Origin of the sequence: Paraglaciecola sp. T6c (assembly GCF_000014225.1) — a bacterium.
Classification (GTDB): Bacteria; Pseudomonadota; Gammaproteobacteria; order Enterobacterales; family Alteromonadaceae; genus Paraglaciecola; species Paraglaciecola atlantica_A.
Window position 1 is genome coordinate 4,811,274 of the sequence record NC_008228.1, and the last position, 25,273, is coordinate 4,836,546.

Annotated in this window: 17 protein-coding genes, 1 tRNA gene, 2 rRNA genes and 1 pseudogene; 1 reads left to right on the top strand and 20 read right to left on the bottom strand. The window is 45.0% G+C overall.

Annotation, left to right across the window (positions count from 1 at the left end; all coding sequences use genetic code 11):
- Positions 1 to 2 precede the first annotated feature (2 nt).
- From PATL_RS20455 to PATL_RS20540, 18 genes and pseudogenes are all read right to left on the bottom strand, one after another.
- Positions 3 to 78 (bottom strand) — tRNA-Thr (locus PATL_RS20455).
- A gap of 159 nt (positions 79 to 237) precedes the next feature.
- Positions 238 to 978: a type III pantothenate kinase gene (locus PATL_RS20460; protein WP_011576697.1), complete on the bottom strand. Its 741-nt coding sequence runs from the start codon at positions 976 to 978 to the stop codon at positions 238 to 240.
- Positions 962 to 1,948 (bottom strand): bifunctional biotin--[acetyl-CoA-carboxylase] ligase/biotin operon repressor BirA, encoded by a 987-nt coding sequence (gene birA, locus PATL_RS20465; protein ID WP_011576698.1) that lies wholly within the window; start codon positions 1,946 to 1,948, stop codon positions 962 to 964. The genes PATL_RS20460 and birA overlap by 17 nt, the downstream gene beginning before the upstream one ends.
- Positions 1,945 to 2,943: a UDP-N-acetylmuramate dehydrogenase gene (murB, locus tag PATL_RS20470; RefSeq protein ID WP_041714638.1), complete on the bottom strand. Its 999-nt coding sequence runs from the start codon at positions 2,941 to 2,943 to the stop codon at positions 1,945 to 1,947. The genes birA and murB overlap by 4 nt, the downstream gene beginning before the upstream one ends.
- Positions 2,944 to 3,029: 86 nt before the next feature.
- The gene (locus tag PATL_RS20475) at positions 3,030 to 5,156 is read right to left on the bottom strand and encodes a GumC family protein (RefSeq protein ID WP_011576700.1); all 2,127 of its coding nucleotides are present in this window, start codon (positions 5,154 to 5,156) and stop codon (positions 3,030 to 3,032) included.
- A 2-nt stretch (positions 5,157 to 5,158) separates the two neighbouring features.
- The gene (locus tag PATL_RS20480; RefSeq protein WP_041714124.1) at positions 5,159 to 5,647 is read right to left on the bottom strand and encodes a polysaccharide biosynthesis/export family protein; all 489 of its coding nucleotides are present in this window, start codon (positions 5,645 to 5,647) and stop codon (positions 5,159 to 5,161) included.
- A 99-nt stretch (positions 5,648 to 5,746) separates the two neighbouring features.
- Entirely contained in the window at positions 5,747 to 7,594 is a 1,848-nt protein-coding gene (locus tag PATL_RS20485; protein ID WP_011576702.1) for a polysaccharide biosynthesis protein, read from the bottom strand.
- Positions 7,591 to 8,769, bottom strand: coding sequence for a DegT/DnrJ/EryC1/StrS family aminotransferase (locus PATL_RS20490; RefSeq protein ID WP_011576703.1), 1,179 nt, complete (start codon positions 8,767 to 8,769; stop codon positions 7,591 to 7,593). The genes PATL_RS20485 and PATL_RS20490 overlap by 4 nt, the downstream gene beginning before the upstream one ends.
- A gap of 27 nt (positions 8,770 to 8,796) precedes the next feature.
- Positions 8,797 to 9,432, bottom strand: a complete 636-nt coding sequence (locus PATL_RS20495) for an acetyltransferase (protein WP_011576704.1) — start codon at positions 9,430 to 9,432, stop codon at positions 8,797 to 8,799.
- A complete protein-coding gene (locus tag PATL_RS20500; RefSeq protein WP_011576705.1) occupies positions 9,422 to 10,042 on the bottom strand; it encodes a sugar transferase in 621 nt (206 codons plus the stop codon). Before PATL_RS20500 ends, PATL_RS20495 begins: the two co-directional genes overlap by 11 nt.
- Positions 10,035 to 11,219: a glycosyltransferase gene (locus tag PATL_RS20505; protein WP_011576706.1), complete on the bottom strand. Its 1,185-nt coding sequence runs from the start codon at positions 11,217 to 11,219 to the stop codon at positions 10,035 to 10,037. The genes PATL_RS20500 and PATL_RS20505 overlap by 8 nt, the downstream gene beginning before the upstream one ends.
- Positions 11,216 to 12,388 (bottom strand): glycosyltransferase, encoded by a 1,173-nt coding sequence (locus PATL_RS20510; RefSeq protein ID WP_011576707.1) that lies wholly within the window; start codon positions 12,386 to 12,388, stop codon positions 11,216 to 11,218. Before PATL_RS20510 ends, PATL_RS20505 begins: the two co-directional genes overlap by 4 nt.
- Before the next feature lie 5 nt (positions 12,389 to 12,393).
- Positions 12,394 to 13,752 carry an O-antigen polysaccharide polymerase Wzy gene (gene wzy, locus PATL_RS20515; RefSeq protein ID WP_011576708.1) on the bottom strand — a complete coding sequence of 453 codons (1,359 nt, stop codon included), beginning with the start codon at positions 13,750 to 13,752 and terminating at the stop codon, positions 12,394 to 12,396.
- Positions 13,736 to 14,833, bottom strand: coding sequence for a glycosyltransferase (locus PATL_RS20520; protein WP_011576709.1), 1,098 nt, complete (start codon positions 14,831 to 14,833; stop codon positions 13,736 to 13,738). The genes wzy and PATL_RS20520 overlap by 17 nt, the downstream gene beginning before the upstream one ends.
- Positions 14,826 to 16,088: a lipopolysaccharide biosynthesis protein gene (locus PATL_RS20525; RefSeq protein ID WP_011576710.1), complete on the bottom strand. Its 1,263-nt coding sequence runs from the start codon at positions 16,086 to 16,088 to the stop codon at positions 14,826 to 14,828. Before PATL_RS20525 ends, PATL_RS20520 begins: the two co-directional genes overlap by 8 nt.
- Positions 16,089 to 16,534: 446 nt before the next feature.
- Entirely contained in the window at positions 16,535 to 17,242 is a 708-nt protein-coding gene (locus PATL_RS20530) for a hypothetical protein (protein WP_011576711.1), read from the bottom strand.
- Positions 17,243 to 17,481: 239 nt separating this feature from the next.
- Positions 17,482 to 19,066, bottom strand: a pseudogene (locus PATL_RS20535) (SulP family inorganic anion transporter).
- Between the two features lie 23 nt (positions 19,067 to 19,089).
- Entirely contained in the window at positions 19,090 to 19,746 is a 657-nt protein-coding gene (locus PATL_RS20540; RefSeq protein WP_011576712.1) for a carbonic anhydrase, read from the bottom strand.
- 138 nt (positions 19,747 to 19,884) lie between these two features.
- Here PATL_RS20540 and PATL_RS20545 point away from each other — a divergent pair, with 138 nt between their 5' ends.
- Positions 19,885 to 20,829 (top strand): hydrogen peroxide-inducible genes activator, encoded by a 945-nt coding sequence (locus PATL_RS20545; RefSeq protein ID WP_006994785.1) that lies wholly within the window; start codon positions 19,885 to 19,887, stop codon positions 20,827 to 20,829.
- Positions 20,830 to 21,829: 1,000 nt separating this feature from the next.
- On the opposite strand, the gene rrf is transcribed toward PATL_RS20545, so the two are convergent.
- Positions 21,830 to 21,945, bottom strand: a 5S ribosomal RNA gene (gene rrf, locus PATL_RS20555).
- Positions 21,946 to 22,208: 263 nt separating this feature from the next.
- Positions 22,209 to 25,093, bottom strand: a 23S ribosomal RNA gene (locus tag PATL_RS20560).
- Positions 25,094 to 25,273: the final 180 nt, after the last annotated feature.

The window sequence follows — 25,273 nt, forward strand, 5'->3', positions numbered from 1 at the left end:
GATGGTGCCGACTACCGGAGTCGAACTGGTGACCTACTGATTACAAGTCAGTTGCTCTACCAACTGAGCTAAGTCGGCACGTCATCAAGTGGGTGCGGATATTAGAGCAACATTTCCGATCACGCAAGAGGCAATTATTAAAAAATTACTTTTTTTGTATCGTTTGGCTAAAATTGCAGCTAATTTGCCTTTATAAGGCCTTTTTGTTTGTTTTTACAGCAGATAAATAAGCGATATTTAGGTAAATAAATATTCGAGTAAGCCCAATAAAACTAAATTTTTATGAAAATAGTAATGTTTAGGTGCGTTTTTTTTGATTAGCTCTTGGCCACCACCTGTGATGATCACTGTATATTCGCTTTTTCTCTCACGCATTTTTTGTTCAGCGGCGTAAATAAATCCATTTACGGCTGCGGCACACCCCATATTCACACAATCGACTGTTTGCTCACCTAGGGTTAAATCATTTGGAAAGTCATCGTTGGCGAACACCAATTCAGTATTTTTAATCAGGCTATCGCGCATTAAGCTAAAACCAGGAGCAATCCAGCCACCTAGATGTTGATGCCCAATCACTACATCGCAGGTATTTGCGGTGCCTAAGTCAATAACACAATACGCATCTGTGTTACTTATTCGCCGCGCTGCAATTACCGCTAGCCATCGGTCCACCCCTAATGTCGAAAAATTGCGATATGCACACCGCATCGAAAAAGCCTGAGCTTGAGATTTAGCTAAGATCAGAGGCACATGAAGCTCGGCGCACAGCGATTCCAGTAATTTGACTTGTTGACCCTGACCGACGGCTGCAGCAACGACCCGCTGACTTGCTTTAATCTGCTCGCGAAGTTTGCTCACCTCATTGCACCGAGTGACAATAAGCGGCTGCTCAAATACCCGCTCACTGATTTTGACGTGAGCGCTTTTAATAAAGCTGTTGCCTATATCTAATAAAAGCGCGTTAGCTTGCTCTGACACTTATTTCTCCACCACTGTACGCTTGAATGCCGTCTTCTTGCTCTAATAAAAGTGCCCCGGTTTTATCAATACCTTTACAAATGCCATGCACGGTTTTGTTACCGATTATCAAATAAACGGGTTTATCCTGGTACACGTTTCTGTTTCGCCACTTTTCAAGGAAAGGCTCTAGCCCAGCTTGGCTAAAGAGGTCAGCACAGCGGGTAAGTTCATCTAATAGCAGCGCACTGACTCGATTACGATCAAAGCCGTCTGGGTTTAGAGTGGCTAAATCAATCCAAGGTTGGTCTATGCGCTCACTGCCCATATCAAGTGCCATATTAAGTCCAACACCGATGATGCAATCACAGGCGCTGCCCATTTGCCCTTCCACTTCAATTAATACCCCCGCTAATTTTTTGCCTTGGGCGTAAATATCGTTAGGCCATTTCAACTGCACATCTTGGTAGCCTGCGGTTTCTAATGCTTGAGTGATGGCCACGCCGACTGCCAAGCTCAAACCTCCAATCGATTGATAACCACCAGCAAACTGCCAAAACTGCGATAAATACAAACTCGCTCCATAAGGGGAAACCCAAGTGCGACCTCGTCTTCCCCTCCCTGCGGTTTGCGCTTCCGCCAAGCACACATCACCATTATGTAAGGACCCAATACGCTCCTTTAGGTATTGATTAGTGGAGTCGACCACGTTTAACAGCGTTAGTTGAGTAGGAACAAAGTGCTCACAATGTTTGCTGATTAACGCTTCATCAAGCAACTGTATTGGCTCCGCGAGTCGATATCCTTTGCCCGTGACGCTAAAAATGTTTAATCCAAGTTCTGTGAGAGATTTTATATATTTAGATACCGCCGCTCTGGATATGCCAAGCTGCTCTCCCAACAATTCCCCTGAGCAGAACTGCCCATTTGCCAATGCTTGGACTATATGATTACGAAAGATATCTGACTGTTTGCTCGTGCCCTGCTTCATAATAAAACCCTTCCCTTGGCGCCAATAAGTTGTACTTCGTGCTCTAAGTCAATGCTGAACTGCTCTGCAACAGCATTTTTAATCCGCCTAGCTAGCGATAAAAGTTGCTCGCCTGTGCCTTGCTCGGCATTTGTTAATACGAGCGCTTGTTTGGGATGACAACGAATCCCGCCTTCAAACTGCCCCTTAAAACCTAGCTGATCGATTAGCCATGCCGCGGGTATTTTTACTGTCCTAGTATCTAAGGGATAGAAAGGCATTGATGGGAACTGCTGGTGCAATGCTGCAAGGTTATCGCAACTGATAATGGGATTTTTGAAGAAACTACCAGCATTGCCCAATACACTTGGATCGGGCAATTTTGCTTGGCGTACTTCTACTACCTTGTTAAATATGTCCTGTGCACTTGGGGCATGTAAAGCAGCTAATTCACCATAAGTAACAACGGGCTGCCACGCTTTTGGCAATAAGAAGGTTACCCCCACAATCATGGCCTTTTGCCATAGGGCATGCTTGAAAATACTGTCTCGATAACCAAACTCGCAATCTTTTGCTGCAATACTGTGAACTTGATTCGTCTTCAAGTCGATATATTGGACAGATTGAATAAAGCGCTCAACTTCAACACCGTAAGCACCAATATTCTGAATTGGCGCTGCGCCGACAGTACCTGGGATAAGTGCTAAATTTTCAAATCCATACATGGTGTGTTTCAGGCAATAAACGACCAGTTCATGCCAACTTTCCCCCGCGGCTGCCTTAATGATGTAGTGCGATTCATTCTCTTGCACGCCAATTCCCTTAAGCGCTACTTCTGCCACCGTGCCTTTATAATCAGCCACAAAGGCGGTGTTGCTGCCCTGTCCTAACAGGTAAAAGGGCTGTTTTTGGTGTTGAGCGATAAAGGTGTGTGCACTGTGCACACTTTTAATACTGACAAAGTCAGTACAGTGTGCGGGTAACCCAAAGGTGTGGAGCTGTTGCAGAGATTTCAATATAACAACCGATTGGCGATTTTGCGCTATTTTAGCCAAGGGCGAGCAAAAAACAAAGGCGTGATCCAGTTCGCTAATTTATGCCACTAGCGTATGCCAAAAGCACGTTTTAGCCGGCTAACAAGACCTTGCCGCTTATTCATGTTCGAACGCAAGTCTTTTACTCGATTAAACACCACGCCTAGTAAAGGCAATTCGGCTTCGTGGACTCTTTGCAAGGCTAATAATAAATCGGCCCCCTCATTCCTTTCCGCGTCACAAACAATAATGACACCATCGACAAACTTACCGACAGCGATTGCATCGCTGACAGTGTTAATTGGCGGCGTTTCTATTACCACGCGCTCATAATACCCTCTTAGTTTACGTAAAAATGCCGCAAATCGGGGTTTAGAGATGTAGGCTAATGGATCTGGCGGTAGAGGGCCACTGGGCATTAACATCAATGGACTACTGTGAACGGCATGAATACATTTGCTGAAGCTACTTTTATTCCCCAAAAAGCTGGTGAGCCCCGGTAAATTAGCATCAATGTCAAACATTTCAGCAATTTTAGGCTTTCGTAAGTCCACATCAATTAACAAGGTTTTTTCCATCCTGCTGAATGAATCAGCCAAGCTGGTCGATATTTCACTTTTGCCGTCTCGCTCGCCAATGCTTGTTACGGCAATAACCGCATTTTTATGCTGATTATTTTTTACCAGCAGTCCAGTACGTAATGAGCGTATAGCTTCGAAATATTGATAATTGCGCTCCCCCTCTGAATGCATTGACAGTGCAAATGGTTTACCTTTATTGGCTTTGGTCTGCTTAATTCTTGGCACCATACTCAAAATGGGCACATCCAAGTTAGATAACATACTTTTGAAACGTGTATATTTGTCACTGATCAAGTGCAAAATAAGCCAAAAGCCAAAACTAAATACACATGAAAATATAACTGACAGCGCGATACCCATAACCACTTTTGGCTTAGCGGGAAACGTTGGCTCCGATGCGGAGTCGACAATGGCAAAGTCATCGCCGTCATCTAGATCTTTTAGAATTTCAGTTTCTTGCAAGCGCGACAGAAACATTTCATATAAATGCTGTGTTGACTCGATTTCACGCTGCATGCGAGATATCTGCATGGAATGCTTACCTAAATTGGCGTGGCGCTCTTTGGTCTTTTGAATTTGCGCGAGTATGTCGCGTTGCCGCGCTCTGAGTGTTTCATTGCTATTGCGTAAACCGTTAACCAATTGGTTTATCAGCATAGTAAATTCAGTATCAATCGCCTCTAGTCCTGCTTTTGCGGCAATATATTTAGGGTGTTTGTGTAAATACCGTTTCGTTACCCCTTCCATGAGTAATTGCTGTTGCCCTCGGCGAATACGCAAATCACGGATGAGAGCGTTGTTTTGAATAGCGGGTATCTGCAAATAATCTTGTTGCCCTCCCGAGATAGTCGCTAATTGCACCATACTGCCTTGTGATTCAGCGACCGCTCTATCAATATGAATTTTCTGAGAGATAAGCCCTGCAATCTCACTTTTTGCTAGGTCCACCTGGCTCTCTACATCAACCAATTCATTATCGCGCAAGAACGTCAGTAGCCTTTCTTCTGACTGACTTAAACTGGTTTTTAACTCATTTAATTGGTCATTTAACCATTGGGATTTCGAGTCTGCTTTTTGACGATTAATAAGCGCATAATAAGCGAAAAAGGCCGGCCCTATGTGATTAGCAATCTCAGCGGCACTGCTGGGTGTTAACGACTCAACCGTGATCTTCAACATATCAGTATTGCTTAGTTTTGAAACGCTGAATTGTTTAAGTAACTTGGTAGTCGCATAGTCTTTCTCTGAGACGTAGCCGCCGTCGGTCGACTGTTGATATTCATGCAAATTGTACAGAGCTAAATCATCCACAACAGTTTGCACGAATTGGCGAGAGCGCATGAATTCAATGTAGGTATCTTGGCGAGTGTCTTCACCACTGGTAATGGCAGATAGGCTTGAGGGTAAGGTCAATCCACTGTCTTTGGCGCTCAATAACAGGATGCTGCTGGCAACGTAAATTTTTGGTAGATGGATGACGTAGTAAGCACCTAACGATGCCAGCAGCCCAGCAGTGATGATGATTCGAAACTTTTTACGCCACAAGAAAGTCAAGATATCGAAGATATCTAATGAACGTTCCTGCTTTAAGGTAAAGTCTCGATTCGCATCCATGGTTAAAATAGGCTTTCTTCGATAATAATAATGTCACCTGGGTGCACCATTTGCTCTGCTTGTATGGGGATACGTTTTTTATCTGCGCCGCGGATAATGAACCATTTACTTTTAGACGCTCGCTCTTTAAGGCCACCCGCAACAGCAATTGCTTCATCAATACTGAGGTCAAACTGAAAATCGTAAGCACCCACGTTTTTTACCGCTCCTTTGATAAAGAAAGGGCGAAAACGCTCGATTACCACATTCACATTTGGCTCAACAAGGTAACCATCGAGGTAGGCAGCCTCTATTTCAGCGGCGAGTTGACTGGCGGTTTTACCGATGGCATTTACCATTCCGATAAAAGGCATACGTATGTCACCCGTTTTATCAATGCGCACACGTTGATTCAGATCTGGCTCACCATAAATATTAATCACGATAACGTCTCCAGTGCCCATGAAAAACGTACTTTCCTGAGCCTGCGAGAGCGTTGAGATACACAGCATGATTATGAATAAAATACGTATTCGCAAAAATCTAGGCCTTAGCAGTGAGATAATGAGCACATCTTGATTGTATCGACCATAGAACCGCATCCATGACAATTAATGCGCCGCTGGCGCATAAGCAAGTGGCGCATCAATTAAGATTTCCTTCGCTTTAGCTTCATTTTGCTGGGTCAACTCATAATTCAACTCGTCTAGCAGCATCACTACTTCCTCGAAAGGCAATTTACTCTCATCGGCGCCCATAATTCTGGGGTGCTTTGTAGTGGTATCAGCATCGTCAATTAATAATTCTTCATAGAGCTTCTCACCTGGTCGTAAACCGGAAAATTTAAGCTCTATATTTCCATCTGGCTGCGTTTCAGTCTTCAACGTATGTCCCATCAAATGCGCCATTTTTTGCGCTAAATCGACTATTTTCACTGGGTCGCCCATATCCAACACAAACACTTCGCCTTTTTTTCCCATTGCCCCAGCTTGGATCACCAGTTGAGCGGCTTCTGGAATGGTCATAAAAAAGCGAATGATATCCGGGTGGGTAACGGTGATAGGACCGCCTGCTTGTATCTGCCGAGTGAATAAGGGCACAACCGAGCCTGATGAGCCAAGGACATTACCGAATCTGACAATGGCGAACTGAGTGGAAGACTCGAGATCGGCAATACCTTGTACGATCAATTCCGCAAAGCGCTTAGTGGCGCCCATTACATTGGTGGGGCGCACCGCTTTGTCCGTTGAAATCAGTACAAATTTTTCCACATCAAACTCTATGGCTGCTAGCGCTACATTCGCGGTGCCAAATACGTTGTTACGCAGCCCAGCCAAAGGATTCGACTCCACCATAGGCACATGTTTATACGCTGCCGCGTGGTAGATAGTTTGTATTTTATGGGCGTCAATGGCGCTTCGTAGTATTTCGTTGTCTTGAATACTGGCCAAAATAGGAACAATCTTAATATCAGGGTAAAGCTTAGAAAGCTCACCTTCAATTTGGTATAAGTTGAATTCTGATAACTCAAATAATATTAAAGACTCGGGGTTAGACATAGCGATTTGTCGGCACAGTTCACTGCCAATAGACCCACCAGCCCCCGTCACCATAACCCGCTTGCGACGGATATTGGTATCCAGTAACTCAACGATCGGTGGCACAGGCTCGCGTCCCAGCAGTTCTTCAATCTTGATTTCCCGCAGCTCATCGATTTTTCGTTTGCCCGACAAAATATCTTGAATATTTGGGATACTCAACAGCTCAATGGCAAAGGGTTCTAACTCGGCGATAAGCTCTTTTCGGCGCCCATGGGATGAGTTATTTACGGCTAGCAACATCTTGTTGACGCCATACTTTCGAACCAGCTCGGGGATATCTTCTCGAGCAAACACCTGCAACCCCATCACCTGCTTCCCTTGAAAAAGCTTCTTGTCATCGACAAATGCAACGGGCAACAAATCATTACCCGTACGCAGCGTTTGGGCTAAAGAGCGCCCTGCTTGAGAGGCGCCGAAGATAATACATTTTTCACGAATTTTATAATTTTGTGTTTGAACAGTGGTTTGTATCAGCAACCGTGGAGCGACAATTAAGAACATCGCCAAGGTCAAATAGATGAAAGGTACCGTGGTGGGAACAAAAGCCTGAAAGGCATAGCGCGCCGCAAATAAATACAAGGCGGATAAACTCAGCGCGATAAAAATAAGGTAAATCGCGCGTAAGTCGATGTAACGTACCATTTGTTGATAATGGCCGAAAAACGTCATAAGACTCAAGGCGAAAATACAATTCAAAATGATGACCAACCACTCACTTGCAGCAAAATGCCAGTCTTCGATACCGATTCGTAACCAATATGCCACCAAAATACTTGCAAACAATGCGCCTAAGTCCCATCCAACAGACAGTGAAAATTTAGCTCGAGAGCTCAGTGAAAACAGCCTATCGAGTTTCATGATTGGGCAGCCTCGTCCATCACTTGCTCAATGGCTTGGCAAGTGCGCGAAATCTCATCGTCGGTTAATGTGGGATGCACTAGAAACATTAACGAGTTCTGGCCCAAAGTGACTGCATTGACTAAAGGCTGTGCTGGGCGATAGCCTGAATCATCAAAGGCCTTTTCTAGATAAACTTCTGAGCAGGAGCCGGAGAAACACGGCACATTGAGCTTGTTAATTGCATCGATAATACGATCACGGCTCCACTCGGGTTTGAGACTTTCAGGGCGCACGTACACATAGCACTTATAAAACGCGTGTTCGATGTACGCGGGAATTTGCGGAACATACAAGGCATCAGACTTTCCGGCGGTTGCAAAAATTTGTTTAGCGTACGCTTGGCGCTGCTGCATCCAAGTTGGCATTTTTTTCAGTTGTTGTAAGCCAACAGCCCCCTGAATTTCAGTCATTCGCCAGTTAGTACCAAAGCTTTCATGTAACCAACGAAAGCCAGGTTGATGCTCTTTTTCATATACCGCTGACCAAGATTTACCATGATCTTTAAATGCCCAGACTTTTTCCCAGAGTGACTTATTGTTGGTCGTTACCATGCCACCTTCGCCGGCCGTCGTCATGATTTTATCCTGACAAAAAGACCACGCGCCGATATCACCGATACTGCCTACCGGCTTGCCTTTGTAGGTCGCGCCGTGCGCTTGCGCGCAGTCTTCTACCACATAGAGGTCATGCTCATTCGCTAAGGCTAAAATATCGTCCATTTCGCAAGGCCAACCAGCCAGATGTACACACAGAATAGCTTTGGTGTTGCGAGTAATTTTCTGACGTATGGTCTCGGCGCTGATATTTTGAGAGTCAAGCTCTATATCTGCAAAAACAGGCACTAAACCGGCCAAAACAATGGATGAAATAGACGCAATAAACGTGCGTGAGGTAACAATGACTTCGCTGCCTTTTGGCATATCCAGCGCCTGCCATGCTAAATCTAATGCGACGGTCCCATTTGCCACTGCGACCGCATATTCACAATGAGTATAATGCGCAAATGCGTTCTCAAATTCTCTGCACTGCTGCCCCGTCCAGTAATTTACCTTATTAGAGTCAAGGACTGACAACACCGCTGACTTCTCAGCTTCATCGTAGTTCGGCCAAGGGGAAAAAGGTCCGTTTAACATAGTGTTACCTCGCATCATCGAAGATGCTTAATTATTATTATTAATTTTCTTAGCTGGACTACCAGCTACAACCGTGTGGTCAGAAACATTTGAAAGCACAGTGGAGCCGGCTCCCACTATACTGCGTTGGCCAATAGTGCAACCTTGAATAACAGCACTACCGATGCCGATAAAACTTTGCTCATCTACAGTCACATTGCCCGCCAGCCGTGAGCCAGGGGCAACATGCACGAAGTCGCCTAACGCGCAGTCGTGGTCAATACTGGCCGCTGTATTAATAATGCACCCTTGACCTACTTTACTGGCGATATTGACTGTCGCATTGGCGCAAATAAGCGAACCCAAGCCAATTTCACTGTGCCGGCTGACGTGCGCACTTGGGTGTACCAGCGTTGCAAAGGAGCAATGCTGCGCTAGTAATTCGGCCGTTACTTTCGCACGGATGGCATTATTGCCAATAGCCACAAAAAATAACGTATCGCTTGCCACATATTTCGCAGCGTCATCCGCATGCCCTACCACGTTCCAGTGGGCATTCGCTTGCTGCTGCGGGTAGGCTTGATCTAAAAAGCGGATATCGCTAAATCGGCGGCTCACTTCAGCGCAGTCCGCCGCGACTTTGCCATGACCGCTTGCTCCTATAATAATGAGTTTATTGATCATGTTGCTCGCCCCTAGTATTTCCAGAGCCAGTAAATTTGGCCATGGTAACGTGCCCATCTTGTTCTATATCAGCCCTTTGTAAGACCTTAAGAATGGTTAAAAATAGAATTTTAATATCCAGTGCAACACTGCGATTTTGCACGTACCACACATCGAGTGTGAACTTATCTTCCCAAGACAAATTATTACGCCCATTGACCTGTGCCCAACCAGTAATGCCTGGACGCACGTCATGGCGACGCTTTTGCTCTGCATTATAGAGCGGTAAATATTCAACGAGCAGTGGCCGAGGGCCGACCAAACTCATGTCCCCACGAAGTACATTTAGTAATCCGGGGAGCTCATCTAAACTGCTACGGCGCAAAAATCGTCCGAACGACGTTAACCTGACTTCATCGGGTAACAATTGGCCATTCGCATCGGTTTCATTGGTCATGCTGCGAAATTTAATCATATTGAACACACGATCGTTGCGCCCGGGTCGTGGTTGCCTAAAGAACACAGGACCGCCTAAAAGTACACGCACGAGTAAAGCAATGGTCAGAATAACAGGCCAAAGCAGCAGTAAAGCCATGCACACCAGCAGTACATCTAGCAATCGTTTAAGCATTGCGGTCGCCCCGCTCAGGCAATACCACAGGCTCAGTTCTTTGAGACAATACTTGTTGATAAAACTCAGTGATCTGCTTAGCGTTAAGCTGCACATTCATAATATTAGCGACACGAATACTGGCATTTGCAATCAGACTTTTTCGCTCCTCAGGGTGCTCAATGGCCTGTATTATTTTCTGCGCAAGCAGTTCAGGTGCTTTTGCTGGTGCCATATAACCAGTAACGCCATCTTCAACTAAATCAGGAAAGCCACCAACATTTGAAGTCAGCGTTGCTACCCCAGCGTACATTGACTCTACTGCACCGCCGACGTTTTCAGAATGCGAGGGATGAACCGCTAAATCAAATTGCGGATACAGCTTAGGCACATCGTTTCGTAAGCCCATGAATACGCAGCCATCAGGAGCTTGCTGGTGTGCATACTGTTGCACTTGCGTGAAGTATTTGTCAGCACCAGCCCATGGCCCACCAACAAATAGGCATTTCACATTCGGATAACGCTTTCGAACAATGGCGATAGCATCAATTAAGTCTTCATGCCCTTTTAACCCACGTTTTTGCCCAAGGTACGCTTTAGGTCCGTAAAAATAAGCCACCATCCCTACTATAAAGGTATCTTGTGCCAACCCTAATTGAGATGCGAGGTTGTCATTAGCTGGCGAGGTAAATGAAAAATCATCCGCATTTACACCGTAATACGCTAATCCTACCCGTTGTGAATCAATGCCGTATGACTTATATGCATTTTTTGTCCAAAGGCAGGATGCCAACCAATAGTCATCACTATTGGCAGTGGCTAACTCGGCTTGGCGAAAGCCCCAATGCTCAAGGTGCAACGGCCCGGGTACATGAAAAATACGCGGAATAGCGTAGCCTCGAAGCGCTAAACGCATCAGTAGCGTAGTAGCGACAAAGTGACTATGAATGATATTAGGCTTAACCTCCTCGACTATTTGGCGCAGTTTTTTAGCCCTTGCGATATTTTTCCATGGCTGTTTAAGCACTATCGAAGGATCGAATATATGCACCACGACCCCAGCGTCTTTATAACGCCCAACCATCGGTCCCTCTGGTAAAACAAGGTGTACCTCAATACCTAGCTTTACCAACTCGGAAGTTTGGCGTAAGGCCCAACTAGCGCCCACCGCAGTTTTTAATAAATGAAGAACTTTCATGAGTAATTAGACTTTAAATCAAAATATGATTGATAAAAGTCCCCCCGTCTTTTAGCTAATAATTCCATTTCATAACGTCTTGCACGTTCCAAATTCCGCTGAGAAGCTTGAGACATTGATTCTGGCGATGATAGTAATCTTTGAATCTTTTCAGCTAGTTGCGACCAGTTGTTATTTTCAACCAAAGAGGCGTTATCGAGTAACTCGGGGATCCCACCGACATTTGAGGCGATGCAAGGCAAGCCACGAGCCATTGCTTCAATTAAGGCTCTTGGTAAGCCTTCAGTGCGAGATGGCATCACAAAGGCATCTGCATTATCCAAATATTGAATAACGTCGGCATGCCCCACTTCGCCGGCAAAATGTATGAGTTCGCTACATTCGAGCTTTTCCGCCAAAGCTTGCATTTCTTGCAAAAAAATCCCGCCACCTAGCATAGTGACGTTATAGGTCAGCCCCTGCTTTTTAAGATGCGAAATAGCGTGGATGAGAAGGTCGGGCCCTTTGTACATTTGCGAAAAAGAACCCACGAAAACTAACTGTTTTCCTGGAGTATTAAACACCCTAGCTTGGGTGACATAACTAGCAGCTGGTAATTCTATATCCGAACAGCCAACACTCAGAGCACCATTTGATACTGGGTAGCGACGTTGCAAGTATTCCTTCGTCACATAGCAAGCGGCAAGTGAGTTTTTTGCCATATACCTGAGGCCAATGTAGCTAACCCAACCTAAGATTTTGTCTAATGGGCCGTTTGTTATACCAGCATTGAATACGTCAAGAGGGTCACCAACGACTTCTAATGCAAACCCTTGTTTGGCAGCGGTTCCAAAGCTCGCTAACATTGCTGACTGGGAGGGGACTCGATAGATAACAGCTCTTTGAGGGGTGACAACAGCGTTAATTGTCATTCGAATTTTGCGAAAGTTTCTTAGTAACCCGGCAAAACCTACATAGTAGGGTAGCCCTACAAAGGTAACGTCAAGCCCACTGGATAAGTGCCAACTTTGCTGAGGAGCGTCAACATTTTGAATACGTGCAACTACAATCACTTTTTTGAACGTAGCTAAGTATCTCTGCCAAAAATGATATAAAAACGCGCTGCTCGTCCAAACCTTTTGATCAGGTGTTCGATAAAAACGAAACTCACAAGTCACCACTACTTCCATTATTATTATTCTTTTCTTTTGTGGGCTAAAAACATAAAAAACATTGCAAATGCACAGCCAAATATTATCTGCACTGGTACATGAGCGAAACTATTTCTAATCATGATAAATAGCGGCGCCAAGCCAACACCAATCAATATATCAGTTTTAATACTAGAGGGCATATTGTCTAACTTGGCCATCAAACCGCCAAACAAGAAGAATATAATCAGTACCCCTTTTTCGCCAAAATTGAGATAGGCTTCCGCTACGGGTGAAAAGCCGATCGGTCCAGCCACTTTGATGACTTTGACATTTAGAAGCCGATCATCATCTTCAGCTTTTACTCTATCTAATTGCGGAATAACGAGTGCAAGTTGCCTTTCAATAGGCGCCCAGTAACTTGCACCAAGTAATAGATCATCTCCTTTTTCACGCCAGCTAATCACTTCTTGTACGGCCCGTAAACTTGAGCCCATTTCTGCAACAGCGTTTAGAGGATTAAAATCCGCACCTCCTTCATAACTTCCTGAGACACGAGCGTTCTTAACGATACCTGCTGCAACTAAAAATACGACAATCATTGCTAGCAACAAAAAACCATTCATTACACGACCTTTTCTGCCTAACATGCATGCTGTTACGGCACTGGGGAACATGACTTCACCACGTAAGCCCAGTTTGAATGCGAACAAGGCCCATACACCAAAAAAAGCAAAATATAGATAACCAAACGCTTTGTCATGCGCCACTGCCACTAAAACTAAGGCCAAAGATATGAACACATAAATGTAAGTGAAGATAATTCCAACCAGTGGGTTGCTGTCTACCACCCGAAGATAAGCGCCATATGAATATATCGCCCCTGTTGCGATAGCGACGAGAAAAAACAGAACAATAAAAACAACTAATATGCCCCCACCGATATGATACAAACGACGGTTATACTCTTCGTCCCCTGGGCTAACATTTTGCTCAGTTCTAACCACCTTAGAAAACACCATTGCGCCAATGCCAAATCCCAAAAAAGCTAGATTTATCATATGAATAGCATTTTCAGTTTGGTTACTATTGAACCAGAAACTAATTTGATAAAGCGTATCGTGATCGGTAATCAAGTTAACTGAGTTAACTAATATTAAGCCTCCGTGAAAAATGCCAAAGACAATGAAATATATATAGCAAATAGACCATATACCTTTAGGCAAAGTATTTGCCAAAATGATTGACACTAACAACCATGTAAAAGTGGTAAAAGACTCCAACTCGGCCCGAGGTGTTTCAAAAACGTCAATGTACCCAGCGAACACAAACACACTGCCCATAGCGAGAACCCAAATCCCGACTATTTTTTTAATTAATCCCGTATCAAGCGTAGAGTGCATGCAGTTGTTTAACGTTGTTATCTAACTGGAACATACTACTTTTAAAGGTCTGTCGTCCTACCTCGTGATCCACAGGTTGTGACAACAACTGTGTAACCTGCTGCGCCCAGCTCTGATCGCTTTGTGCTAACGGGAAGTAATGCACCACATCAAGCTGCTGCGCGATCTCTAGTACTCCCGGGATGTCTGATGCTAAAACAGGAACACCTAAACTAGCCGCTTCTAATACCGCACCTGGCAATCCCTCCCATTTCGACGGAAAAAGCATTATGTCTGCGTGCTTCATAAATGGTAATACTTGAGCTTTTTCGCCTAAATAAAAAATGCGCTCGTCTACGTTATTCAAAGCACTCATTCTTTGTAGTTGCTGTTTTATCTCTGGGTCTTCTTTTCCTACCAAGACTAGAACGGCGTCATTATTTTTTTGGCAGTATTCGCAAAAAATTTCGACTAACCGAGGATGATTTTTTTGCTCATGCATCCGAGACACATTGATAATAATTTTATTATCAGCGCTGATACCTAAATCATCCTGCCAAAAATTCTCTCGGTGCACGACATTATGCTGCTCAAAGCCGTTATAGATCACTTTAAAACGGCTATCTGCTCTCCAGTCAACATGCCAGAATGCATCTAACGTTGCTTCACATACACCAGCAATATAGTGCGAGAAAGTCAGCAGTAATCTCCTAAGAAGCTTGTCCCTTATACGCCTTAATACACTTGGATTCTCTACATCATGAGTACTTCTAAAATGTGCAACGCGCCTTTTTATTCCGCCTAACCACGAGATAAACAATATAACTCCCGAGACGAGTGAAACATGAGAATGCACAACGTCATACTTTTCCGCTTTTAAAATAGACATGAACTGAAAAAAGAAAGTGAGACTTAAAGGGCAATAGTGAACCTTGCTACCTCGTTCAGTAATTTCTTGGTCAAGTACACCTTTCTGACCACTTAGCACTAGGAACTCGTATTCAACGCCCAGCTTGCGCATTTTTTCTAGCGTAGATAAGGTCCTAAGCTCAGCCCCGCCACGGTTCATAATGCCAAACACGTGCAATACTTTTTTAGTCATGAGTTTTTCCCTTTATTCTCACGTTTCTCCAAAAGAAAAAACCGAACAAAACGCATTCTATGCAGGTAGCGAATACCATTGCTTTTGCCGCCCCTAATGAGCCGTATTCGGGCACCCAAAATAAGCAGGCGACTAATACGCATAGAGTACCAACCGCATAAATATATGTTTGCGTATGAAATTGTTTTAGTGCGTTCATTGCGGTACCAATGAATATATAGATATATCGAATTGCAGCGGCGACCAACACCCAAGTTAGCTCCTCAGATAAAAGAGCTATTTCAGGGTTATAAAATAATTCGAGGAAAAACTCACCAGCAACCAACGCCACGATCACACCAGATACACCGATAGCGGCTCCAATAAGGCACATCTTAAACGTAAGGTTAATGAGTCCTTTCCCGTTTCCTTGCTTCGCTAAAGCGGCAAGTCGAGGTGAGCTCGCTTGCGATACGCTGTGAATGAGAAGGCCTCCCGCAATTAGAAAGTAGCTCACGGCAGCAAACTCCCCTGCAGCCTCTACGCCCGAATATTTCTCTATCACAAAATTGGGTATGTAGACGAATAAAGCACCGACCACAAGAGATAAACTCAGGGTGTAATACTTTTTCAGAATACGTAGCGGGGTGCGCATTGCATATTGCACCGATAAAAGCGAAATCCAATTGGTACTTACGGTTTCGTTTCTTCGTCGAAGGTTTGTGAAAACCACTGTATCGACAACGCTAAATATAACCGTTGTCGCTACCCAACCGCTCACCATTAAAATGGCAGAGTCGCTTAGCAGCGCGATAATTATAACGACGGAGATACTGAGCACTGAGCGCCCACATTGTGAAAAGGTCGCTGTATCGAACCGACCAGTTCGATGGTAATAAGCATAAAATAATTCGCACCAACTATCGCACCATTTATATATTCCGATTAGTAACATTAGCAAAAAGGGCACATTATCAAAAAAGCTAATCCCTAAGAGTATTGAAAGTGTCAAACCGATAGAGCTAAGTAATAACCTAGTGCCTAAATACTGCTCGAGGCTATATTCGTTATCGACATCTACAACTATGAGGGTGCGTAATTTTAGGCTAGACAATAAGAAAACGGGGGAGACGATAGATAGAGCAAGTACAAATTGCCCTAAGAATGCGGCATCATAAACTTTGGCAATCACCACTAACAGCAACCAATTCGTTAGCGAGAACGACAAATTAGCTAAAAGCGTTAGGCTCGAATTTTTTGCCAAACTGGATGACATACGACTACTGATATTTTTCTTCTTATTATTATTTTTCCATCATGCTCGAATAGCTAATTCAAAGCAAATCTACTTAAGTAGTATAGACATGTGCTTATATGTAAGTTTGGTCGCCAACTAAGTGTCGAATATCGATCTCTAAAAGCTGCATTTTACTTTGCTATAGAGCGTAATTTTCGCAGACTTGTAAGGCGTTAAAACCATTCCACGTTAATGAGCTACAGCTTATTAATTGGATTAGTATAAAAGAAAGGTGACCATAAACTTCTTAATCAAATGAGATGACTGTTCGTTCAAACCGCTACTTTTGGTAAACGTTGTTAAAAACGACGTGGTACGCGGTAGATTAACGTTAATTTGATCTACTAGAGGAAACACAGTGAGGCTTACAATATCATGGTATTCGGGTTATTTAGCACTTAAAAATGCGTACTTAACTGTCATCGTTAACTGAAAAATTTAGCTCTCACGTTTCTCGTCAGCAATATTAGCAATCCACTCAACCCAAGAAAGAGTGAAGATGTAGTTGGCGCAGATGCTTCATTGATAGGCAGTAATTTAGGCTGAGCGCTAAGGTTGGGCTCACTCTTGACTAAGAAAAAACCGAAATAGTTGAAATCGCCATTAGCGTACTTGCTTTCATAGTCTGAGCTATAACCCACGTTGAACTCAGTGCTGTAGAGGTTGGCACTACCACTGCCGTTTTTGAATGTGCCGCCCATTCTTAATACATTCTCGCTGTCTGAATATAATCCGTAAGAATATTGCTGATAGCTTCGGTTCACGCCCGATATTGAACCAAATAAACCTTGCCATATTTCTGCGTTATTAAAGCAGACACTCGTATTTGAACACTCTTGTTCAAACTTGTTTCTTTCACCCAACGAACCACTTATGTTGATTGTTGAGAAAGCAGTCACTAGTAACTCTTCAACAATATTAAAGCTTGGCAGCTCCCATCCTTCATAAAGCGAACTAACAGTGTCGTGATGCCTGCCTGCTGTCAGAGTTAAGTCTAACCAAACAATGCCAGTTGATTCATCTTTCACCGCCAACTCGTCACCAGCGTTGAAAGCATCCCATTGAATTAATCCAGCTTGAGCTTGGCCAATAGACAAATAAAGGCAAAGTGCTATTAAGGTGATAGTTTTCATTGGTATTAGACTTTTTTTATTATTGTACAGATATAATACACTTACAAAAAACAGAGGCGTTACTAAACTTTAGTCGTAACTATATGAAATACATATGTATAATATACTAACCGGACGAGTATATTGCATTAAATGCTCTAAATATGTGGGTTATAAAATGAAAAAAGCCGCCTCGAAGGAGACGGCTAGGATGATCAATTTATAAGCATATTCGACGCTTTACTGACCATTTACAGAGGCTATTTTTCTATCGCTTTGAGCGCAGTATTAAGTGCATCAATCAAGGTATCACTTTCGAAGTCAGCAAGGGTACTACCATTAATTGCAATTAACACCTCTTTGACCTCCTCATTCATACCGCAAATATACAGTAATTTACCCGCAGCATGACTATCTGATGCGATAGTGTCCACGGCCATCGCCGCTGATACGTCCATTGCCGGCACTCTAGAGAAGTCGAGTATTAGAACTTCAGACCCAGGTTCGACATGCTGACGAACGTGATGCCCTAAGTCAGCAGCAGCGCCAAAGCTTAATGGGCCAGAGAAGTTGAACACATTGACTCTGCCATGCCCTTCTTCCAGCAACGCTTTTTCTTCTGGCTTGTTAGAAGCTTCAGGCAATGCGCGTAATTCAGTAATTTGAATCTGTGCTATCTGGCGTACATACGCTAGCGCAGCGAGTACAACACCGACCCCAACAGCCGTTATTAGGTCAACAAAGACTGTCAAACCCAGTACTAATATCATTAATGCGAAATCCCAACGCGGACCGTTGTGCGCGCGCTTGATGTAACGCCAATCAATAATATCCAGACCTACTTTCACCAAAATACCTGCTAATACAGCGTGAGGTATATTAGCTGCAAGTGGGCTCAACCCTAGTACCACAGCAAGAAGCACTAGCGCATGTACCATGCCCGATATCTTCGTTTTACCTCCTGAACGTATATTTACTACCGTGCGCATGGTAGCGCCAGCACCTGCAATACCACCAAACAAGCCAGCAATCGTATTACCAATACCTTGGCCAATTAGCTCTTTGCTACTGTCGTGGCGTGTACGCGTCATGTTGTCAGCCACCAAAGACGTCAACAAGCTATCAATCGCGCCTAATACGGCAAGAATAAACGCGGCTTCCAGCACTAGCCAAAAATGGCTTTGCTCAAACACCGGCAGGTGTAAACTAGGAAGCCCGCTTGGTATTGCACCTAGAACTGGTACGCTGGCTACTGCTAAACTCACAAGCGTGCCAATGATCAACGCGGCAAGTGCGCCAGGCAAATACTTACCTAATTTAGCTGGCCAATAATATGCTATAGCCAGTGTAAGGCCACCCAGTGCTAGCGTGACAAAGTTGGTGTTGGCAAGCGCGTGCGGCAAGTATGATAATGCCCCTAATGTGCCACCAGGAGGCTCATGACCAAGTAAACGACCGAACTGTAAAATGATAATGATCGCACCGATACCTGACATGAAACCAGATATCACTGGGTAGGGTACCAAGCGAATATATTGACCTACGCCTAAGAACCCAAATAGCACCTGTAAAACACCGGCCAACATCACCGCGGTAAATATAAGCTCAACATTACCAGACAAGCTTGCAAATAGTCCTGCAAGCACAACAATCATCGGCCCTGTAGGGCCAGAAATTTGTGAAGGTGTACCTCCAAAAGAAACCCACTGCGATAGCGCCGTACAAGCCTGCCAAAGGACCTAATCCTGAAGCAACACCTAGCGCTAAAGCCAACGGTAAAGCAACGATACCGGCGGTGATACCACCCGTTACATCACCTCGTAAATTTGATAAATCGAATTTCATCTATTTAAATATCCTGCAGTTTACTAAAGACCAATGGCCGATTTAAACGCTGTTTCGCTAGCGTAACATTCAACCATAGGCTTGAAGCTTTCTGATTTATTGTCGTAACAGAGGACTTCTCCCGTTTCGATACTATAGACCCACCCGTGAATTTGCACTTCCTTACACGCTAGTCGCCCTGCAACAGAGGGGTGTGTCTTAAGATGTTGTATCTGCAACAAGACGTTTTCTTTGGTGACTTCGTCGAGATGCTCACTGCCCACACTGCCATGCTTGTGTTTAACGACTTCAGTTGCACCACGGCAATGACCCAACCATTCTTTTACATGTGGCAATTCATCTAATGCTTCTGGCGCTAAAGCCCCCTTCATCGCTCCGCAGTCTGTGTGACCACAAATAACAATATGCTCAACGCCCAATGCAGCCACAGCAAATTCAATTGAGGCGGTCATGCCACCAGTTTGATTGCTGTGAGGGGGCACTACATTACCCGCATTTCTGCAGATAAATAAATCCCCGGGACCTGTTTGCGTGACCATGTTCGGGTCAATACGTGAATCAGAGCAAGTAATGAATAAAACTTCTGGATTCTGACTCGTCGCTAGTTTCTGAAAGACTTCTTTGTTTTTTGGAAAAACATCACGTTGAAACTTCGCTACACCTGAGATCACATGATCCATAACCAACTCCTAATGTTAAAATTCGGTAAAACCCGTTATCACAATATATACAGGCCATATTGCCTGATAGCTTTATAGAAAAATATATAGGCTCGTGATAGCCTATTTCTATCAAAGACACATTTGGACATCCTGATTATGCCGAATTCTCATCTACAGCCTTCCTTGAAACAGCTGAAGTACTTTGTCGCAGTCGCCCACACACTGAATTTTAGACGAGCGTCTTATCAATTGCATATCAGTCAACCCACATTGACGAATCAGATCGTTAAGCTCGAAGAAAGTTTAGGGCTAACCCTGTTTGAACGATCACGAAATGGCACTATGCTCTCGCCCGATGGTCGTGAGCTGTTAAATCACGCAGAGCATATTCTGCAAACGATGACAGAGTTCCAAAGTGTTGCTAGAGAGCTCGCTCAAGGTCCCAAAACGACCTTCAAACTAGGCATTCCTCCCACTTTAGGGCCTTATTTATTACCCTTCGTGTTACCGCAATTGCATCAGCTATACGACAAATTAAAATTCTATGTAAGAGAATCAGCCCCTAGCGAATTGCACACAGGTTTATATAAGGGGGATTACGACTTAATTATTTCTCCCCTTGCAGGCATGCCAAACGACTTCATCGTGGAGCCTTTATTTACAGAGCCGCTAAAACTAGTGCTTTCGAGTGAGCACCCCATGAGCAAGGATGTACTTATTGAACCCAAGCATCTGCGAGGACAGAGGATCTTAACGCTTGAAGATAAACATCACTTTCATCATCAGGTATTAGATATTTGCAATGAATTGGGTGCAGAGCTTCAACGTGATTATGAAGGAACCAGTCTAGATACCCTAAGGCAAATGGTGGTTATGGGTATGGGGGCAGCTTTTCTACCGGGTTTGTATGTACACTCAGAAATGCACGTACCTGAATCACTTCACGTATGTGAAATAAAAAACAAGCCTATTTTACGCCAACACGCCCTCGCTTGGCGAAACACTTCACCGTCACGAGTGTTCTTTCGAGAACTTGCTGATCGTTTCAGACGGATCATAAAAGCCCGACTGAGCCACGTGGTTGAGGTTCATACTCTCTGACATACATACTTTCAGACGAGTTGAAAAACGGGCTTTGATGCTTTCTGTACGAAAATCTCGCCCCTCGCGAATTTGATTCCCCGCATCAAGTGATGCTGCAACGCTGATTGCACAGTGCAATTGTTGGAATACAATTGACGCAACGCGGCTGCGCTTGATGAGAAAAACGAGGCTCTGTGGAGCACCGCCCCAACCATTTTAACGACCGACATGGATGTCGGGCTGGACTCAGCTACAGGGAAGTATGACACCTAGGCGTCTACTTCGTTAACAAGCTTTAAAATACGATTTCGACTACAGTTGATTTTTTATAGCGCAGAAACGAAAAAAGCCACCCGATTAGGGTGGCTTCATTCTAAATGGGAGTCTGGGTAAGGCTAGTATCTTTAGTTGCGCAGCAACGTCCAGCCGCACGACACGCCAAGGAAGGCGTGGCTGGGTGATCTTCATCATGGACGTGTCTATACCGTATTTGATACTTCCTTGGAGGTTTATTGCTGATTCGCTTTGCGCGACAGCGCTTAAGGGAAAGGGCTATCCGTTGATGCCGTATCAACCTTGCATTACTTTATTCTGCACATGCAAAAAAGGGCTAACCTTACGGATAGCCCTTTTTCTAAATGGGAGTCTGGCAGTGTGCTACTCTCGCATGGGGGTGAAGGCGGAGGCTTTTGCGAAGCGCAGCTTTGCCCGACCGAACGACACGCCATGGATGGCGTGGCTGGTGCGCAACACCAGGGATGGGTTGTTCTTCAGCTTTCATGCAAAGCACTAGAGTCGAATGCCCTTGATGGGTGAAAACGGGGCTCTCTGGAGCACCGCTCCAGCCGTTTGAACGACCGACATGGATGTCGGGCTGGGCTGAGCTACAGGGAAGTATGACACCTAGGCGTCTAGTTCGTTAACAAGCTTTAAAATGCGATTTCGACTACAGTTGATTTTTCTACAGCGCAGAAACGAAAAAAGCCACCCGATATAGGTGGCTTCATTCTAAATGGGAGTCTGGCAGTGTGCTACTCTCGCATGGGGAAACCCCATACTACCATCGCCGCTAATGCGTTTCACTTCTGAGTTCGAGATGGGATCAGGTGGGGCCGCATCGCTATGGCCGCCAGACATAAACTGTTATCTATCAAGCCGCAGCTTAATAAATCAATATGTAAAAGCTGATGCCGCGCCTATTAAGGTCTGGCTGTAATCATCGCTAAATCTCTTTAGTCTTACTCTTGATTAAATACTTGTCATACATGCAATACTCAAACATTTTATTTAGCTCTAACTTTAGCGAGTAGGTAAATGGTCAGGAAGGTTTCCTTCCGTTTAAGCCATTTAGCACGACTCGTTCGCTAGAACGATATAAAAAGTCATTTGGGCGTTGTATGGTTAAGCCTCACGGGCAATTAGTACAGGTTAGCTTAACGCCTTGCAACGCTTCCACATCCTGCCTATCAACGTCGTAGTCTTCAACAACCCTTTAGGACAGTTAAACTGCCAGGGATGACTCATCTTGGGGCTCGCTTCCCGCTTAGATGCTTTCAGCGGTTATCGATTCCGAACGTAGCTACCGGGCAATGCTTTTGGCAAAACAACCCGAACACCAGCGGTTCGTCCACTCCGGTCCTCTCGTACTAGGAGCAGCTCCCCTCAATCATCCAACGCCCACACCAGATAGGGACCGAACTGTCTCACGACGTTCTAAACCCAGCTCGCGTACCACTTTAAATGGCGAACAGCCATACCCTTGGGACCGACTTCAGCCCCAGGATGTGATGAGCCGACATCGAGGTGCCAAACACCGCCGTCGATATGAACTCTTGGGCGGTATCAGCCTGTTATCCCCGGAGTACCTTTTATCCGTTGAGCGATGGCCCTTCCATACAGAACCACCGGATCACTATGACCTACTTTCGTACCTGCTCGACGTGTCTGTCTCGCAGTTAAGCTGGCTTATGCCATTGCACTAACCTCCTGATGTCCGACCAGGATTAGCCAACCTTCGTGCTCCTCCGTTACTCTTTGGGAGGAGACCGCCCCAGTCAAACTACCCACCAGGCACTGTCCGCATTCCCGATAAGGGAACAACGTTAGAACATCAAACGTACAAGGGTGGTATTTCAAGGTTGACTCCACGCAAACTGGCGTTCACGCTTCAAAGTCTCCCACCTATCCTACACATGTAGGGTCAATGTTCAGTGCCAAGCTATAGTAAAGGTTCACGGGGTCTTTCCGTCTAGGTGCGGGTACACAGCATCTTCACTGCGATTTCAATTTCACTGAGTCTCGGGTGGAGACAGCGTGGCCATGGTTACACCATTCGTGCAGGTCGGAACTTACCCGACAAGGAATTTCGCTACCTTAGGACCGTTATAGTTACGGCCGCCGTTTACCGGGGCTTCGATCAAGAGCTTCGCTTGCGCTAACCCCATCAATTAACCTTCCGGCACCGGGCAGGTGTCACACCGTATACGTCATCTTTCGATTTAGCACAGTGCTGTGTTTTTAATAAACAGTCCCAGCCACCTTTTCACTGCGGCCCCCATTCGCTCAAAGAGCAAGTCTCATCACAAACAGGGGCGTACCTTCTCCCGAAGTTACGGTACGATTTTGCCGAGTTCCTTCACCCGAGTTCTCTCAAGCGCCTTAGTATTCTCTACCTGACCACCTGTGTCGGTTTGGGGTACGGTTCGATATATCATAAGTTTAGAGGCTTTTCCTGGAAGCAGGGTATTTGCAACTTCAATTCCGTAGAATCTCGTCTCGTGTCTCAGGCATGTAGAATCCCGGATTTACCTAAGATTCAACCCTACACACTTTCACATAGACAACCAACGCTATGCTTGCATAACCTTCTCCGTCCCCCCATCACTGATATACCAAGTACGGAAATATTAATCCGTTTCCCATCGACTACGCATTTCTGCCTCGCCTTAGGGGCCGACTTACCCTGCCCTGATTAGCATGGGACAGGAAACCTTGGTCTTCCGGCGTGCGGGTTTTTCACCCGCATTATCGTTACTCATGTCAGCATTCGCACTTGTGATATGTCCAGCAAACCTCTCAGTTCACCTTCAGCCACTTACACAACGCTCCCCTACCACGCAAAGTAAACTTTGCGTCCGCAGCTTCGGTATATTGCTTAGCCCCGTTACATCTTCCGCGCAGGCCGACTCGACTAGTGAGCTATTACGCTTTCTTTAAAGGGTGGCTGCTTCTAAGCCAACCTCCTAGCTGTCTTAGCCTTCCCACATCGTTTCCCACTTAGCAATAATTTTGGGACCTTAGCTGGCGGTCTGGGTTGTTTCCCTCTTCACGACGGACGTTAGCACCCGCCGTGTGTCTCCCGGATAGTACTCACTGGTATTCGGAGTTTGCAAAGGGTTGGTAAGTCGGGATGACCCCCTAGCCTTAACAGTGCTCTACCCCCAGTGGTATTCGTCCGAGGCGCTACCTAAATAGCTTTCGGGGAGAACCAGCTATCTCCCGGTTTGATTGGCCTTTCACCCCCAGCCACAAGTCATCCGCTAACTTTTCAACGTTAGTCGGTTCGGTCCTCCAGTTGATGTTACTCAACCTTCAACCTGCCCATGGCTAGATCACCGGGTTTCGGGTCTATACCTTGCAACTAAAACGCGCAGTTAACACTCGCTTTCGCTACGGCTCCCCTATTCGGTTAACCTTGCTACAAAATATAAGTCGCTGACCCATTATACAAAAGGTACGCAGTCACAGAACAAGTCTGCTCCCACTGCTTGTACGTATACGGTTTCAGGTTCTATTTCACTCCCCTCACAGGGGTTCTTTTCGCCTTTCCCTCACGGTACTAGTTCACTATCGGTCAGTTAGGAGTATTTAGCCTTGGAGGATGGTCCCCCCATGTTCAGTCAAGATAACACGTGTCCCGACCTACTCGATTTCACTTAAAATTCGCGTTCGTGTACAGGGCTATCACCTTGTATCGCTGTGCTTTCCAACACCTTCCACTCGCTTATCATTAGCTTAAGGGCTAATCCCCGTTCGCTCGCCGCTACTAGGGGAATCTCGGTTGATTTCTTTTCCTAAGGGTACTTAGATGTTTCAGTTCCCCTCGTTTGCCTCATACAGCTATGTATTCACTGTATGATACCGCCGAAGCGGTGGGTTTCCCCATTCGGACATTTGTGGATCAAAGCATTTTGTCGGCTCCCCACAACTTTTCGCAGACTTACACGTCCTTCATCGCCTCTAACTGCCTAGGCATCCACCGTATACGCTTAGTCACTTAACCATACAACCCCAAATAACCTTTAATATTTGACGTATAGACGTTACTCATAACCGAAGTTATCAGCGTATCTACTGTGTATGCGTGACAAGTATTCATTTTCAAATCAGATAGAGTAAGCTCTTAAAGAGTTCTCTTAGTTTTGATTACTTTTATCAGCTTTCCATATTGTTAAAGAACAGG